Source organism: Ensifer sp. LBL (assembly GCF_050435225.1).
Taxonomy (GTDB): Bacteria; Pseudomonadota; Alphaproteobacteria; order Rhizobiales; family Rhizobiaceae; genus Ensifer.
In genome coordinates this window covers 617,479-632,873 of sequence record NZ_JBNDJY010000003.1, presented here as the reverse complement: position 1 = coordinate 632,873, position 15,395 = coordinate 617,479, and the positions used below count along the sequence as shown (strand labels likewise).

Annotated in this window: 12 protein-coding genes and 3 tRNA genes; 6 read left to right on the top strand and 9 right to left on the bottom strand. The window is 61.3% G+C overall.

Annotated elements, in window-relative coordinates; all coding sequences use genetic code 11:
- Positions 1-101 precede the first annotated feature (101 nt).
- On the bottom strand, positions 102-1,517 hold the full coding sequence (sthA, locus tag OKW20_RS14700) for a Si-specific NAD(P)(+) transhydrogenase (RefSeq protein ID WP_043611633.1): 1,416 nt from the start codon (positions 1,515-1,517) through the stop codon (positions 102-104).
- A gap of 257 nt (positions 1,518-1,774) precedes the next feature.
- On the opposite strand from sthA, the gene OKW20_RS14695 reads away from it, so the two are divergent.
- Positions 1,775-2,764, top strand: a complete 990-nt coding sequence (locus OKW20_RS14695; RefSeq protein ID WP_052201550.1) for a magnesium and cobalt transport protein CorA — start codon at positions 1,775-1,777, stop codon at positions 2,762-2,764.
- 51 nt (positions 2,765-2,815) lie between these two features.
- Complete coding sequence (locus OKW20_RS14690; RefSeq protein WP_429173178.1) at positions 2,816-3,994, top strand: zinc-binding metallopeptidase family protein; 1,179 nt, start codon at positions 2,816-2,818, stop codon at positions 3,992-3,994.
- Positions 3,995-4,078: 84 nt separating this feature from the next.
- Here the strand turns inward: OKW20_RS14690 and radC are convergent, their stop codons facing one another.
- From radC to phaC, 4 genes are read right to left on the bottom strand one after another with little or no spacing between them, the layout of a single operon-like run.
- Positions 4,079-4,867: a RadC family protein gene (radC, locus tag OKW20_RS14685; RefSeq protein ID WP_429173176.1), complete on the bottom strand. Its 789-nt coding sequence runs from the start codon at positions 4,865-4,867 to the stop codon at positions 4,079-4,081.
- Positions 4,864-5,703, bottom strand: coding sequence for a type I methionyl aminopeptidase (gene map, locus OKW20_RS14680; protein WP_192446079.1), 840 nt, complete (start codon positions 5,701-5,703; stop codon positions 4,864-4,866). The genes radC and map overlap by 4 nt, the downstream gene beginning before the upstream one ends.
- A 30-nt stretch (positions 5,704-5,733) precedes the next feature.
- Positions 5,734-6,453 (bottom strand): DNA/RNA nuclease SfsA, encoded by a 720-nt coding sequence (sfsA, locus tag OKW20_RS14675; RefSeq protein ID WP_429173173.1) that lies wholly within the window; start codon positions 6,451-6,453, stop codon positions 5,734-5,736.
- A gap of 20 nt (positions 6,454-6,473) precedes the next feature.
- On the bottom strand, positions 6,474-8,312 hold the full coding sequence (gene phaC / locus OKW20_RS14670) for a poly(3-hydroxyalkanoate) polymerase subunit PhaC (RefSeq protein ID WP_429173171.1): 1,839 nt from the start codon (positions 8,310-8,312) through the stop codon (positions 6,474-6,476).
- A gap of 109 nt (positions 8,313-8,421) precedes the next feature.
- Here phaC and OKW20_RS14665 point away from each other — a divergent pair, with 109 nt between their 5' ends.
- The 4 genes from OKW20_RS14665 to recJ all read left to right on the top strand — a co-directional run bounded on the left by OKW20_RS14665 (position 8,422) and on the right by recJ (position 13,581).
- A complete protein-coding gene (locus OKW20_RS14665) occupies positions 8,422-8,730 on the top strand; it encodes a hypothetical protein (RefSeq protein WP_043611643.1) in 309 nt (102 codons plus the stop codon).
- A gap of 126 nt (positions 8,731-8,856) precedes the next feature.
- The gene (locus tag OKW20_RS14660) at positions 8,857-10,074 is read left to right on the top strand and encodes an LL-diaminopimelate aminotransferase (RefSeq protein WP_034796568.1); all 1,218 of its coding nucleotides are present in this window, start codon (positions 8,857-8,859) and stop codon (positions 10,072-10,074) included.
- A 146-nt stretch (positions 10,075-10,220) separates the two neighbouring features.
- Entirely contained in the window at positions 10,221-11,543 is a 1,323-nt protein-coding gene (locus OKW20_RS14655; RefSeq protein WP_043611645.1) for a homoserine dehydrogenase, read from the top strand.
- 235 nt (positions 11,544-11,778) lie between these two features.
- On the top strand, positions 11,779-13,581 hold the full coding sequence (recJ, locus tag OKW20_RS14650; RefSeq protein WP_429173168.1) for a single-stranded-DNA-specific exonuclease RecJ: 1,803 nt from the start codon (positions 11,779-11,781) through the stop codon (positions 13,579-13,581).
- 43 nt (positions 13,582-13,624) lie between these two features.
- On the opposite strand, the gene OKW20_RS14645 is transcribed toward recJ, so the two are convergent.
- From OKW20_RS14645 to OKW20_RS14630, 4 genes are all read right to left on the bottom strand, one after another.
- The gene (locus OKW20_RS14645; protein WP_429173165.1) at positions 13,625-14,404 is read right to left on the bottom strand and encodes a hypothetical protein; all 780 of its coding nucleotides are present in this window, start codon (positions 14,402-14,404) and stop codon (positions 13,625-13,627) included.
- Between the two features lie 230 nt (positions 14,405-14,634).
- Positions 14,635-14,709: transfer RNA gene (locus OKW20_RS14640), tRNA-Glu, on the bottom strand.
- Positions 14,710-14,889: 180 nt separating this feature from the next.
- Positions 14,890-14,964, bottom strand: a tRNA-Glu gene (locus OKW20_RS14635).
- A 200-nt stretch (positions 14,965-15,164) separates the two neighbouring features.
- Positions 15,165-15,239, bottom strand: a tRNA-Glu gene (locus OKW20_RS14630).
- Positions 15,240-15,395: the final 156 nt, after the last annotated feature.

The following is a 15,395-nucleotide window of genomic DNA, read 5'->3' as shown; positions in this document are numbered from 1 at the left end:
AGGCGGGGAAGCCGGCCGTAGCGCGGAGCCACCATCTGTACCCTTTGGGCGTTTGGCCGCCGCCGTCATCGTTGACGGCGGTCGGCTCTGTCGCTGGAAGCTTACGCTTTTGGTACTTCCTGCTTAATCTCGCCCATGCGGTTCCAGGCGTCGAGGCCGGCAATCTTGTAGGCTTCGGCCAGCGTCGGGTAGTTGAAGGTGTTTTCGACGAAGTACTCGACCGTGCCCTTGAGGTTCAGCACCGCCTGGCCGATATGCACCAGCTCCGTCGCGCCTTCGCCGATGATATGCACGCCGAGCAGGCGGCGGGTCTTCAGCGAGAAGATCATTTTCAACAGGCCGGAATCAAGCCCCATGATGTGGCCGCGCGAAGTCTCGCGGAAGCGGGCGATGCCGCATTCGTAGGGGATGCCGCGTTCCTTGACCTCTTCTTCCGAGAGACCGCAGGTGGAGATCTCAGGCACGGCATAGATACCGTAGGGAAAGTACTTCTGCGGCTCCATCGCGATCGCGCCGATGGCGACGCGCGCAGCGATGCGGCCCTGTTCCATCGAGGTCGAGGCGAGGCTCGGGAAGCCGACGACGTCGCCGGCGGCATAGATGTTGGGCACGGAGGTCTGGAAGGTCTCGGGATTGACCTTGAGGCGCCCTCGGCTGTCGGCTTCAAGCCCGGCGGCCGGAAGGTTGAGCGTATCGGTCGCGCCCATGCGGCCCGCGGCAAAGAGCACCATGTCGGTCGTGATCTTGCGGCCGTTGTCAAGCGTCAGCAGCACCTTACCATCCTCGAGCCTTTCGACCGTTTCGGCCTTCTGCCCGAGATGCAGTTTCATGTTGCGGTCGCGCAGCTGGTAGATGAAGTCTTCGACGATTTCCTTGTCGATGAAATCGAGCATCGTCGTCTTCGGGTCGATCACCGTTACCTGGGTGTCGAGCGCGCTGAAGATCGTCGCGTATTCGATGCCGACGACGCCGGCGCCGATCACCACCAGTGAACGCGGCAGGGTCTCGATGTCGAGCAGTTCGTCGCTGTCGAGCACGGTCTTGCCGTCGAACGGCATGTAATCCGGGCGGAAGGGCTTGGTACCGACGGCAAGCATGATGCTGGTGCCGGATACGAGCATGGTCTCGCCGTCGTCCTTGACGACCTCCAGCGTGGTCGGATTGACGAAGCTCGCCTTGCCGCGCATCTGCTGCACGCGGTTGCGCGCAAACTGGTGTTCGAGAACCTCGACCTCATGATTGAGGGTGATGATCAGGCGCTGCCGGAGGTCATCGGCGCTGATCTCCTGCTTGACGCGATAGGAGCGCCCGTAAAAGCCGCGCTCGCGCCAGCCCGAAAGATTGAGCGCCGTTTCGCGCAGCGTCTTGGAGGGAATCGTGCCGGTGTGAACCGAAACGCCGCCAACGCGTTTTCCCTGTTCGATGACGAGGACCTTCTTGCCGAGCTTGGCTGCCTGGATGGCGCCGCGGCGGCCGGCAGGTCCGCTTCCGACAACGATGAGATCGAACTGGTTCATAGGCGTTTCCGTTAGAAGGTGGAATCGTTGTGCGTTGCGAAAACTCTCGCTCGCAAGCCTCTATACCGTCAATGGCACGGTTTGATGAAGTGGTTTTCATAGCCGAAACAGCCGGATGAGAATATATAAGGGAGTGCGCGTATGCTTGGTTCCGTTACGACATCCGGAGCCCGTCGGTGTCGTATTTGCCTGGGAGGCTGACGATGGGATTGGAGCTGACGAACAGGGTTTTGCCACAGTCTGACGGTGAAGCCGTCATGCCGAATTCGCAGCCGCGCGCCGGCGTCGTTGCGGCCGCGGTCTATGAGAACGGCGTGCGCGTCCGCGATATCCGCATCGAAGACGCAGGCAAGTGGCGCGACCGTCCGGGCGCGGTGGTCTGGATCGGCCTGCATGAGCCCGATGCCGAACTGTTGCGGCAGATTCAGCAGGAATTCGATCTGCATGACCTTGCGATCGAGGACGCCTGCAAGGCGCATCAGCGGCCGAAACTGGAGATCTATGGCGATTCGATCTTTGTCGTCGCCCGCACCGCGCACATGGTCGGCGACGAGATCGCCTTCGGCGAGACGCATCTGTTCGTCGGGCGCGGTTATGTCATCTCGGTCCGACACGGCGCGTCGACCTCTTACATGGCCGTGCGTCAGCGCTGCGAATCGTCGCCGGCAGCCCTTGCCCATGGCGAGAACTACATCCTCTATTCGATCCTCGATTTCATCGTCGACAACTATATGCCGGTGATCGAGGCGATCCACGAGGAAGTCGAGGAACTGGAGGACCGGCTGCTGCGCGAGCGGCTGGTCAAGGGCGACATCGAACGCCTCTATCTGCTGCGGCGTAATCTGTTGCGCCTGCGAAACGCGGTCGTGCCGCTGGTCGACGTCTGCCGGCGGCATGAGCACATCGATCTGCCGGGCATGGATGCAGCACTGCAGCCACTCTTTCGTGACGTGACCGACCACGTGCGGCGCGTTCAGGAGGACATCGACGCCTTGCGTGAAGTGCTCGCCTTCACCTTCGAGGCGAGCCTGATGGTGGGGCAATCCGAGCAGACGGAGATTTCGCGCAAGCTCGCGTCCTGGGCCGCGATCCTCGCGGTGCCGACGGCGATCGCCGGTATTTACGGCATGAACTTCGACGATATGCCGGAGCTCAAGTTCCGCTACGGCTACTTCGTCGTGCTGGCTGTCATTATCGGGCTGTGCGGCACGCTCTACCGCTTCTTCCGCCGCGCGAAATGGCTTTAGGCCGGAGCGCCAATCGGGCCGACTTTGCCAGTTCCAAACTTGGAGGATGTCGTGGCAAGCCTTCTGGAAACGCTTGGTGACCTCATCGGTACGAACTGGAAGCGCCGCGACGTGGCCAAGCGGTATTCGCGCACCTATGTCTGCCGCTGCGGCAGCCACATCTTCTTCGGCAATACCCTTTGCAACAGCTGCCAGGCACCGCTCGGATATCTGCCGGCTGAAGACGTCCTGATACCGCTTGAACCGGGCCCACAGCCGGACACGTGGGAGGCGGGTGGCGGGCGGCCGTTGCTGAAATATTGCAGCAATCGTGACACTGCCGCGTTGTGCAACTGGATGCTGTCGGCGAGCGAGCCGAGGTGCCTTTGCATCGCCTGCCGGCTGAATAGGACCATTCCGAATCTCGATTGTGAGGACAATGCCCGTCACTGGGGGCTGATCGAAGCGGCGAAGCGAAGGCTCGTTTCGCAGTTGCTGTCGCTCGGCTTGCCGGTGAAGTCAAAGGTCGACGAGGACGAGAAGCACGGTCTGATGTTCGATTTCCTGCGTTCGCCGGAGAACGGGCCGCGCGTTCTGACCGGGCACGCCGACGGTTTGATTACGGTCAACATCGAGGAAGCGGATTCTGTTCAACGGGAGAAGATGCGGCTCGAACTGCATGAACCCTACCGCACGCTGCTCGGTCACTTGCGACACGAGGTCGGCCACTACTATTGGAACAGGCTTATTCTCAACGGTCCTTGGCTGGAGCCCTTTCGTTCGCTTTTCGGAGATGAGCGCGCCGACTATGTGGCGGCATTGAAGGCGAACTATGAAAACGGCCCGCCCGCAGACTGGGCTGATCGGTACATCAGTTCCTATGCGTCCACGCATCCCTGGGAAGACTGGGCGGAAACCTGGGCGCACTATTTGCATATGATCGATAGCCTTGGCACAGCGCTCGGGTTTGGGCTCGACGCAGAGGATCTTGAAGCGATTATCGAGCCGTTTGAGCGCGACGCCTTGTATGCGCCCGACGACACCGGCGCCGACGGGTTTCTGTCGCTGTTGAACTCCTGGATTGAAATGACGATGGTGCTCAACGAACTGGCGCGCAGCATGGGCCAGCCGGACTTCTACCCCTTTGTGATGTCGAAACCGTCAATGGCGAAACTGCAGTTCGTGCATATCGTCGTCGAGGCTTCTCGCTCGGCGGGGACGGAGTCTGTCGAATCCGGCCTTTCGGGGTGACCGCTTTCGCCACTGTTTGCGGCAGAGTGGCGCCACTACCGGGTTGGTGCCTCCGCCGTGCGAAACGGCTGGGTGCCGGCGTGATCAGAACAGGCGCAAGCCTTTCAGGCTAACGTGTCCATCCTTGCCGATGATGATGTGATCGTGCACGGCGATGCCGAGAGGCTTGGCCGTCTCGACGATCAGCTTGGTCATGTCGATATCGGCGCGCGACGGGGTCGGGTCGCCGGATGGATGGTTGTGCACGAGGATGATCGCCGTTGCCGAGAGTTCGAGTGCCCGTTTGACGACTTCGCGCGGGTAGACCGGCGTGTGGTCGATCGTGCCTTTCTGCTGCACCTCGTCGGCGATCAGCGTGTTGCGCTTGTCGAGAAAGAGGATGCGGAACTGTTCCTTCGTCTCGTAGGCCATCGCCGCGTGGCAATAGTCGATGACGGCGCTCCAGGACGAGAGAAGCTGCTTCTCGCGAAGTTCGCTCTTGAGCGTGCGGTGACCGATGGTGGAGATCAGCTTGAGGTCGAGGGCTACGGCCTCGCCGATACCGCTGACTTCCTGCAACAGCGCGATCGGGGCGCCGAAGACACCGGCGAGCGTGCCGAAACGGGCGAGCAGGGCCTTGGCGATCGGCTTGGTATCCTTGCGCGGGATCAGCCGAAAGAGCAGCATTTCCAGAATTTCGTAATCGGCAAGCGCCGAGTCGCCCTGTTCCCGGTAGCGCGTCCGCAGCCGGTCGCGATGACCGTGGTAATGGGCCTCAGGTTCCGGCGCCTTCTTCGTCGCCGGTTTCCCATCCAGCTGCAACTGCGGAAAAAACGTCCTCTCGTCCGCCGATGGCGCCAAGTCGCCGTCAGGGGAGATCGGACGTTTCGTCATGCGGCGCCGATCGTGCTGACGCCCGGCTTGAACAGGCCCGCCGGCGAAAGCGTGAAGATCTCGCAGCCATCGGCGGTGACGCCGACCGTGTGCTCGTATTGTGCCGACAGCGACCGGTCACGGGTGACGGCGGTCCAGCCGTCCGAGAGCACCTTCACATGCGGGCGGCCGAGATTGATCATCGGCTCGATGGTGAAGATCATGCCTTCACGCAGTTCCGGGCCTTCATTGGCGCGGCCATAGTGCAGGATATTCGGCGCATCATGAAAAAGCTTGCCGACGCCGTGGCCGCAGAAATCGCGCACGACCGAGCAGCGCTCCGCTTCGGCATAGACCTGGATCGCTTCGCCGATGGCGCCGGTACGGGCGCCGGGGCGCACGGCGGCGATGCCGCGCATCAGGCTCTCGTGGGTGACGTCGAGCAGTCGCTCGGCCGCACGCTTGATCTCGCCGACCGGATACATCCGGCTCGAATCGCCGTGCCAGCCATCGACGACATAGGTGACGTCGATGTTGACGATATCGCCCTCGCGCAGCGGCTTGTCGTTCGGGATGCCGTGGCAGACGACGTGGTTGATCGAGGTGCACGACGATTTCGTGTAGCCGCGATAGTTGAGCGTCGCCGGCAGCGCGCCATTGTCCATGCCGAACTCGAAGACGAACCGGTCGATCTCGTCGGTGGTGACGCCCGGCTGCACCCGCGAGACGAGCTCGTCCAGACAACGCGCGGTCACCTGGCAGGCTTTTCGCATGCCCTCGAAACCTTCCGGTCCGTAGAGCCGGATAACGCCGGTATTCTTGTAGGGCGCAGACCCTGCCTCGATGTAAGTCACCATTCCAAAGCTTTCAGTTGTTCCAGTCGGATTTCATAGAGCAGCGAGGGCCGCTTCGTCCACTGCCATCAATCCGGTCGGGCGGATTTGCGTCGGCGAAATCTGACATTTGACGGCGTAGGCCTCGACACCACGTGACATCGCGCGGTCGAACGCGCGTGCATAGGCGGGATCGAACTCGCGGCAGATCCTCAACCGGTCACAGTCATCACGCTGCACGAGATAGATCATCACCGCACGGTGACCTGCCTCGACCATATCACCGAGCTCGTCGAGATGTTTCGCACCGCGCGTTGTCGGACTGTCAGGAAATTCGGAAAGACCGGGCGTGCGGCTGAAATGCACGTTCTTGACTTCGACATAGGCACGGCCGCGCTCGGGATCGCTGAGGAGAATGTCGATGCGCGAGTTGCGCCCGTATTTCTGCTCGCGCGCACTGTGTTCATAGGTATGCAGGTCTGAAACGAGCGCCAGCCGGATCGCTTCTTCCGCAAGCCGGTTGGGCAGGCCGGTGTTGATGCCGACCATCGTTCCGTCGGCTTCGACGATTTCCAGCATATGGCGGTATTTCCGCGTCGGGCTGTCGTGTTCCGACATCCAGATGCGTGAACCGGGTGTCGTCAGCCCGCGCATCGAACCGGTATTGGGGCAGGATCCGGTCATGGCTGTGCCATCGGGCAGCAGGGCGTCGAAGAGAAAGCGCTTGTAGCGCTGCACCAGGGTCGCGGTCGTCAGCGGAGGATCGAAGATCAAGGCGTGTCCTGCAAAATGGTTCAGGCGCGGGCGCGCACGTAGGAGCCCGGGGCTTCCTCGAGCGAGTTCAGCGGGCCGCCCGGCTTGCGGGGCGCAACGCGTCGCTTGTCGAGTTTCTCGATCCATTGGTGCCAGTGCGGCCACCAGGATCCCGGTGTTTCCTTGGCCGCCTTGAACCAATCGTCGAAGTCGCCCTTCGGCGCGCCGCCGGTCCAGAACTGATACTTGCCCTTGTCCGGCGGGTTGACGACGCCGGCTATGTGGCCCGAGCCCGAGAGAACATAGGTGACCTTGCCGCCAAATGAAGCGCTGCCGAGAAACACGGAACGTGGCGGGGCGATGTGGTCTTCCTTGGTCGCGAGATTGTAGATCGGGATCTTCACGTCGCCGAGCGACACCTGCCTTCCGGCAAGCACCATCTCGCCCTTCGAAAGCTTGTTATCGAGGTAGCAGTTGCGCAGGTAGAAGGAATGGTTGGCGGCCGGCATCCGCGTCGAATCGGAGTTCCAGTAAAGCAGGTCGAAGGGCAGAGGCTCCTGGCCCTTGAGGTAGTTGTTGACGAAGTATGGCCAGATCAGCTCCGAAGCGCGCAGCATGTTGAAGGCGGTCGCCATCTTCGAGCCGTCGAGATAGCCGGTTACGCTCATGTTCTGTTCGATCTGGCTGATCTGGTCCTCGTCGACGAACACCTTGAGATCGCCTGCATGGGTGAAATCGACCTGCGTCGTGAACAGTGTCGCCGAGCGGATGCGGTCGTCGCCCTCGGCAGCGTGCAATGCCAGCGTTGCGGCAAGCAGGGTGCCGCCGACGCAATAGCCGATGGCGTTGACTTCGCGTTCACCGGTTGCCTGCTCGACGATATCGAGCGCAAAGCCGATGCCTTCGCGGGCATAAGCTTCCCAGTCCTTGGTCGCGTGCCGTTCGTCCGGGTTCACCCAGGAGATGACGAAGACCGTGTGCCCCTGGTCGACCGCCCATTTGATGAAGGATTTCTGCGGGTTGAGATCGAGCACGTAGAACTTGTTGATCCAGGGCGGGCAGATCAGCAACGGCCGCTTCAGCACGGTCTCCGTCGTCGCCTCGTATTGCAGCACCTGGCAAACGTCGCTCTGGGCAATGACTTTGCCCGGTGTCATCGCGATATTCTCGCCGATCGCAAACTTGCTGGTGTCCGTCTGCCGAAGCTTGAGGTCGCCGCGACCGGCGGCGATGTCCTCGGCAAACATCTGCATGCCCTTGACCAGGTTGGCGCCGCTCGAGGCAACGGTCTCGCGGTAGAGCTGCGGGTTGGTGGTGACGAAGTTCGTCGGAGACAGCGCGCTCGAAACCTGCCTTACGTAGAAGGCAGCCTTGTGTTTCGTGTGGTCGTCAAGCCCCTCGGCGTCCTCGACCATGCGCTCAGCCCAGTCCGACGTTACGAAATAGGCCTGGCGAATGAAGTCGAAGAACGGGTTCTTCACCCAATCCTCGTCGGCAAATCTCTTGTCGTTGCGCTGGAGGGCGGCAGGCGCCGCCGTCTCTTCGCCGGACATTCGGTGTAGCGTGCGCGACCAGATCTCGAAGAAGCTGCCCATCAGGTGAGTCTGCGCTTCGAGCGTGCGGCGAGGGTCGGAAAGCCAGTACTCCGAGACCTTGGAGAGCGTCTTGACCATGTCGGTGACGGGCTCGGCGAAGGTATCGGACTTCTGGCCCGATTCCCGCGGCGCCAGCCAGGCGGAGGCCGCCTTGCCAAGCTGTTCCATGGCGCGGGCGAGGTTGACGGCGAGGCTTTCCGGATCCTTGACGATATAAGGTTCGACGGATTTGGGATCGAAGCCTGCGTAGCCGTCCTTGCCTTCCGCATTCCTCTCTGCTGTCACCCGGCGTCCTCCACAGCATCTTGTTTGTTTTGTATTTTTACATTCTGCCCGAAAATGATTACAAGGGCTAGCGCATCGTCGCGCCATCAAAATAGAGGTCGTCTCCAGTATGCTTGCCGTCGGAAAACAGCGTTCCATCACCTGGGTTGCCGGGATCGTTCTGCTAGGCACGCTTGCTGGCTGCAACAGCCAGGGGACCAACTTCGAGAATTATCCGTCGGTCTACGGCCAGAAGCCGGCCGCAACGGCGCAGATGACCAACGAAGAAGCGACCAATATGCAGGCGCGCCTGAGCTCGCTCGGTGCTGCGCGCAAGTCCGGCGCGATCTCCGAAGCGGAGTACCAGCGGCGCCTGAAGGAGATGCGCGCGCTCGCCGAACAGCACGGCACGGACACGCTGAAAGAGATCCAGAATTAGCGCTTGCCTTTCCGGTGATTTGGACGCAAAGCGTTCAATGGCCGCATGGACGGCCGTTCACCACAGCGCACGGTTTCGCAAAGGCTTGAGCCGCTGGCGGGAGCGTGCGCCAAACGAGGTTTGGAGATGGAAGAGTTTCACAAAGTCCGGCGTTTGCCGCCCTATGTTTTCGAACAGGTCAACCGTTTGAAAGCAAGCGCGCGAGCGGCCGGTGCTGACATCATCGACCTCGGCATGGGCAATCCGGATCTACCCACACCACAGTCGATTGTCGACAAGCTCTGCGAGGCCGTTCAGGACCCGCGCACGCATCGTTATTCGTCGTCGAAGGGCATTCCCGGGCTGCGTCGTGCCCAGGCCGCCTATTACGCCCGCCGCTTCGGCGTCAAGCTCAACCCGGATACCCAGGTCGTCGCCACCCTTGGCTCGAAGGAAGGCTTCGCCAACATGGCGCAGGCGATCACCGCACCTGGCGACGTCATTCTGTGCCCGAACCCCACCTATCCGATCCACGCTTTCGGCTTCCTGATGGCCGGCGGCGTCATCCGCTCGATCTCGGTCGAGCCGGACGAAACCTTCTTCGGGCCGCTGGAACGCGCCGTTCGCCATTCCATCCCGAAGCCGCTGGCGCTGATCCTCAATTATCCGTCGAACCCGACGGCGCAGGTTGCGACGCTTGATTTCTACAAGGATGTGATCGCGTTTGCGAAGAAGCACGACATCATCGTGCTGTCCGATCTCGCCTACTCGGAAATCTACTTCAACGACGCGCCGCCGCCGTCGGTGCTGGAAGTTCCGGGCGCGATCGACTGCACGGTCGAGTTCACTTCGATGTCGAAGACATTCTCGATGCCGGGCTGGCGCATGGGCTTTGCCGTCGGCAACGAGCGTCTGATCGCAGCGCTGACGCGCGTGAAGTCCTACCTCGACTACGGCGCCTTCACGCCGATCCAGGTGGCCGCCACCCAGGCGCTGAACGGCGACGGCAGCGACATCGCTGAAGTGCGCAACATCTACAAGCGCCGCCGCGACGTGATGGTCGACAGCTTCGGCAAGGCCGGCTTCGAAGTGCCGCCGCCGGCAGCGACGATGTTTGCCTGGGCGAAGATCCCGGAGAAGTTCCGTCATCTCGGTTCGCTCGAATTCTCGAAGCTCCTCGTCGAGAAGGCTGATGTCGCGGTCGCTCCCGGTATCGGCTTCGGCGAGCAGGGCGACGACTACGTTCGTCTCGCTCTCGTAGAAAACGAGCACCGCATCCGTCAAGCGGCGCGCAACATCAAGAAGTTCCTGTCGACCGCCGACGAGACGATGCACAACGTCATCTCGCTCAACGCGCACAGGTAATTGGAGCGGGATGAGGAAAAGTGTAGTCGGTTTTCCGCCCGCATCCCGCGTAACTAAATAAGTCGGGAGGCGTGTTTGACGCGCGCCTCCTTCCACACTGGCCCCGCTGTTCTCGCGGTGCGCCCTCTACATGTTAGGAAATGGCTATGGCAGATGCCCTCAAAATCGGCATTGCGGGCTTGGGTACCGTCGGTGCCTCGCTCGTGCGAATCCTCCAGGATCGTCACGAGATGCTTGCGACAACGTGCGGACGGGCAATCGAGACCACGGCCGTAACCGCGCGCGACCGCAACAGGGACCGTGGCGTCGACCTTTCGAAGACCGCCTGGTTCGACGATGCCATCTCGCTTGCGCGTGACGCCGATATCGACGTTTTCGTCGAACTGATGGGCGGCTCCGGCGATCCCGCCTATTCGGCCGTCAAGGCGGCGCTGCAGCGCGGCATTCACGTGGTCACCGCCAACAAGGCGCTGCTGGCTGCCCATGGCATCGAACTTGCCAAGATCGCCGAGGAGAAGGGCGCGCTGCTCAACTACGAAGCGGCTGTTGCCGGTGGTATCCCCGTCATCAAGGCGCTGCGCGAATCCATGACCGGCAACACGATCTCGCGCGTGTACGGGATCATGAACGGCACCTGCAACTACATCCTGACGAAGATGGAGAAGGAACAGCTGTCCTTCGAAGCCTGCCTCAAGGAAGCCCAGCGCCTCGGTTACGCCGAAGCCGACCCGGCCTTCGACATCGAGGGCAACGACACGGCCCACAAGCTTTCGATCCTGACGAGCCTTGCCTTCGGAACGGCGATCGCGGCCGACGACATCTACCTCGAAGGCATCACCAACATCTCGATCGACGATATCCATGCGGCCGCCGATCTCGGTTACCGCATCAAGCTCCTGGGTGTCGCTCAGCGCACCGAAAGCGGCATCGAGCAGCGCGTCCACCCGACGATGGTGCCCTACGATTCCGTCATCGCTCAGGTCGATGGCGTGACCAATGCGGTTGCGATCGAATCCGATATTCTCGGCGAACTCCTGATGGTCGGCCCCGGTGCCGGCGGCAACGCGACGGCTTCGGCCGTGCTCGGCGATATCGCCGACATCGCCAAGAGCCGCCCGGGCGCCCAGCACGTTCCGGCCTTCGGTCGTCCGACCAATGCGCTGCTTCCCTACAAGCGTGCGCAGATCCAGAGCCACGAGGGCGGCTACTTCATCCGCCTGAAGGTCGTCGATCGCACCGGCGTCTTCGCCAGCATCGCGACCCGCATGGCCGACAACGGCATCTCGCTGGAATCGATCATGCAGCATTCCAAGCAGCTGATGGACACGGGCGAGCCGCAGACGATCATCCTGGTCACACATGCAACATCGGAGCACTCCGTTCGCGATGCGATCAAGGCGATCAAGGGCGAGGGCTACCTCGTCGGCGAACCGCAGGTCATCCGCATCGAACGTCCGAAGGCAAACTGAGGGCGACAGGGCCCGAGACCATTCGGCATGTCGGCACACAGTGCAGCTTGCCACCGATAGATTGGAAGCCTCGCCGCGCAAGCAAGCCGGCGAGGCTTCTTTCTTTATGCCTTGGGCGCCGATAGCAACGCAGATCCCCGCGAAACGTGGATCTCTGTGTATGCCGTTCTGAAAACGGTCACGATTTCCAGGGTTATGCGCTAAGAGGAATCAAGCGCCAAGCGGGTGGACGAGCATGGAAGAATTGGTGGATCCGGTACAGCGGGCCTTTCTGAACGTCGAGCGGTCGGTCAGCGGACAGCGATGGGTGTCGCGCCTCGACCAGGCGGGTCAGAACCGGGCGCTCGCCATCAGTCAGGTTCACGGCTATTCCGATCTTCTCGGTCGCGTGCTTGCCGGCCGTGGCGTCGTGCTCGACGATGCCGCAAGTTTTCTTGATCCGACGCTTCGCGCGCTGATGCCGGACCCGGACAAACTGACCGATTGCCGCAAGGCTGCAGAGCGTCTGGCAACGGCCATCAAGCGCCGGGAAAAGACGGTGGTCTTCGGTGACTACGACGTCGATGGCGCTGCGTCCTCGGCGCTGATGGCGCGTTTCCTGCGCCATTTCGGCGTCGACGCGGAGATCTATATTCCGGACCGGATCTTCGAGGGCTACGGCCCGAACCCGACGGCGATCGAGCAACTGATCGACAACGGCGCCGATCTCATCGTCACCGTCGACTGCGGCTCGACAAGCCATGAGTCGCTTGCCGTTGCCGAGAAACGCGGCGTCGATGTCGTGGTCATCGACCACCATCAGGTCGGCGCATCGCTGCCGCCCTGCCATGCGCTGGTCAATCCTAACCGCGAAGACGATCTCTCGGGGCAGGGGCACCTTTGTGCCGCCGGCGTCGTCTATCTGGTTCTCGTCAATACCTTACGTGTCTTGCGCACCGCCGGCGACAGCCGCGTCGCTTCTTTCGACCTGCTGGCCCAGCTCGATCTTGTGGCACTGGCGACCGTCTGTGACGTCGTGCCGCTCAAGGGATTGAACCGCGCCTATGTGGTCAAGGGACTGATCGCAGCGCGCCATATGGGCAATGTCGGGCTTTCGGCACTCTTGCGCAAGGCGGCAATCGGCGGCCCGGTCACGCCCTATCACCTCGGCTTTCTCGTCGGCCCGAGAATCAATGCCGGCGGACGCATTGGCGATGCGGCACTCGGCAGCCGGCTGCTGGCGATGGAAGACGCTGCCGAGGCGGAGAAGATTGCAGCCCAGCTCGATGAACTCAACCGCGAGCGGCAGGCGATGGAAGCTGTCATGCTGGCCGAGGCGGAGGCTGAGGTTCTGGCCGAATACGGCACGGGCGAGGGCGCTTCGGTGATCGTCACTGCGCGCGAAAACTGGCACCCGGGCATCGTCGGGCTGCTCGCAGCCCGCATCAAGGAAAAATTCCGCCGGCCGACCTTTGCCATCGCCTTCGATCCCAATGGCAGAGGAACCGGCTCGGGTCGCTCGATCAACGGCTTCGACATGGGCAAGATGGTCCGCGCTGCCGTCGACGGCGGCCTGCTGGTCAAAGGCGGCGGCCATGCCATGGCGGCCGGCCTCACCGTCGAGCGCGCGAAACTCGGAAAGCTCCGGCAGTTCTTCGAGGAACGCGCGGAAGCCGCCGTGCGTGAGCTTGTCGCCGTCCAGACGCTGAAGGTCGACGGCGCGCTTGCAGCATCCGGTGCCACGCTGGAGCTGATCGACCTCCTGGAGCAGGCAGGCCCCTATGGCTCAGCCCACCCGCAGCCCGTCTTTGCCTTTCCGCAGCATCGCCTGCGCGACAGCCGCCAGGTCGGCGCCAACCACGTCAAGGTGACGCTGGAGGGCCAGGACGGCAGCCGTCTCGACGGGATAGCCTTCCGGGCGACCGAGACGCCGCTCGGCGATTTCCTACTGTCGAGCCGGGGGACGTCTATTCACGTCGCGGGATCGGTGTCAGCCGATCTGTGGCAGGGCCAGCGACGGGTACAGCTGCGCGTCACGGACGCGGCGAAGGCGCTGTAGCACCTGTCGCGAAGAGTGCTGACAGATATTTCTCTGGGCCGTCTTACGGCTGACCGTATCGCACACGCTTCAAAACATCTCGAGGATTCACAGAGAGGATGGTGTTGAAGAACGTCGTTTCGACGATCGTGTCGCCATCGGCTTGCAGGCGAAAATGTACGCTCTTGTTGCCGCCACAGTTCGTTGCGTCGATCATTGCGATAACTTTTTCGACCTCGTCGGGCGTCTTTTCGTCCAGCCTGACAAGAGCCGGATACAAGGGAACGCAACTTGCACCGCCATCACGAACAAGTTCCCCTTGTCGATCGAAGAGATAGCTGAGGAGTGCGAACTCTCCCTTGTGTGATGCACGATGAGCGCTGCCCCAAGTGACGCTCAGATATTGAGCCACAGCGCTCAAAGATCCGAGATTATCGAACGGCTGCAAGGCTTCGACATTGTAAACCACGGAGTAGAGATGGCTGCCGCTGAGTGGCGAATTCAGTGTGAGCGAGTAGGTTCGACGAAGACCTTGTTGCTGGTCGAATTGGGTAATGTGTATTCGCTGCAGATAGGGGGCTTTGGCATAAGCGGGGAGCTTCGGATCTTTGCGATTGTTCAAGCTTCGCGTCGTATCGGAACGTTCCCAGCCTTTGAAATCCCGCGCAAGCAAAGCTTCCAGCTCGTCGATTGACATCCCCAGCTTGAATACCGAACTCGGTACCAGGTCTGCAGGCATCAGCGGTCGCTCGACAGAAGCGGCGTTGGAAGGAGCGGCCGCAGGCGATCTGGGATAGGACGAAATAGTGATTGCGGCGAGCCCCGCAGCAATGACGCGTAACAAAATAGATTCCCCTGTTTCGAACGTTTGTTGGTGCGGGTCGCCGAATTGTGACGGATTCGGGGTAGTCAGGACGCTGCAGGACCTTACAAATCCGTTGCTTCCGGTCAAATGATACGAGGGGGCCGGCCGCCCGGCGGCACACCAGTATCGCTGTCGGGGAGTGAAGTGTTTGGAGGCGCAAGCCTAGCCGTCCACGCGTTCGCCGCCATGCGGCGAAATTTGCCGAAGCCTGGTACGCCCAACGGGAATCGAACCCGTGTTGCCGCCGTGAGAGGGCGGCGTCCTGACCGCTAGACGATGGGCGCCATTAAGCTCGTTTTGCGCTGAGAATTGCTGCGCACGCTGCATACTAAGCCTTTTCCGCGAAATCGACGATAGGCTTTCTCGGACACCGGGCAGGGCGCTTGAAACGGGATCGTTCGGTCACGCGCCCAAGCTGGCAGCGTTGATAATGCTTGTAATATCAGGGGAGAAATTCAACACAGTGGCACGCCCTAGGGGAGTCGAACCCCTCTTCCCAGAATGAAAATCTGGTGTCCTAACCGATAGACGAAGGGCGCACTCGCTGTGTGGGCGCCTTATAACCAGCGACTCTGGATACCGCAAGCGCCAATCTCAGGATTTTTGTGATTTTCCTGTTCAAAATACCAGGAAAGATTCATGCCGGCACAAGGCGGAAATGCGGGTGTCGAAACGCGCGTTAAATAGCTGTTCCAACGACAGAAAATCGATTTCGAATTGGGGGAGAAGTTCAACACAGTGGCACGCCCTAGGGGAGTCGAACCCCTCTTCCCAGAATGAAAATCTGGTGTCCTAACCGATAGACGAAGGGCGCACTCGCTGTGTGGGCGCCTTATAGCCAGCGACTCTGGATACCGCAAGCGCCAATCGCACGATTTTTGTGCTTTTCCTGTTAAAATCGCCGAGAAAAATTCGGCGATTGAACGGCCGGAACTGGAGATGCGTTTGACGCAGCGAACGGCTGTTCAAT

Excerpts from the sequence above, each read along its gene's own strand:
- OKW20_RS14655 (WP_043611645.1), top strand. The coding sequence starts at position 10,221 with ATGGCAGATGCCCTCAAAATCGGCATTGCGGGCTTGGGTACCGTCGGT.
- OKW20_RS14665 (WP_043611643.1), top strand. The coding sequence starts at position 8,422 with ATGCTTGCCGTCGGAAAACAGCGTTCCATCACCTGGGTTGCCGGGATC.
- sthA (WP_043611633.1), bottom strand. The coding sequence starts at position 1,517 with ATGAACCAGTTCGATCTCATCGTTGTCGGAAGCGGACCTGCCGGCCGC.
- radC (WP_429173176.1), bottom strand. The coding sequence starts at position 4,867 with ATGACGAAACGTCCGATCTCCCCTGACGGCGACTTGGCGCCATCGGCG.
- map (WP_192446079.1), bottom strand. The coding sequence starts at position 5,703 with ATGGTGACTTACATCGAGGCAGGGTCTGCGCCCTACAAGAATACCGGC.
- OKW20_RS14695 (WP_052201550.1), top strand. The coding sequence starts at position 1,775 with ATGCCGAATTCGCAGCCGCGCGCCGGCGTCGTTGCGGCCGCGGTCTAT.
- OKW20_RS14660 (WP_034796568.1), top strand. The coding sequence starts at position 8,857 with ATGGAAGAGTTTCACAAAGTCCGGCGTTTGCCGCCCTATGTTTTCGAA.
- recJ (WP_429173168.1), top strand. The coding sequence starts at position 11,779 with ATGGAAGAATTGGTGGATCCGGTACAGCGGGCCTTTCTGAACGTCGAG.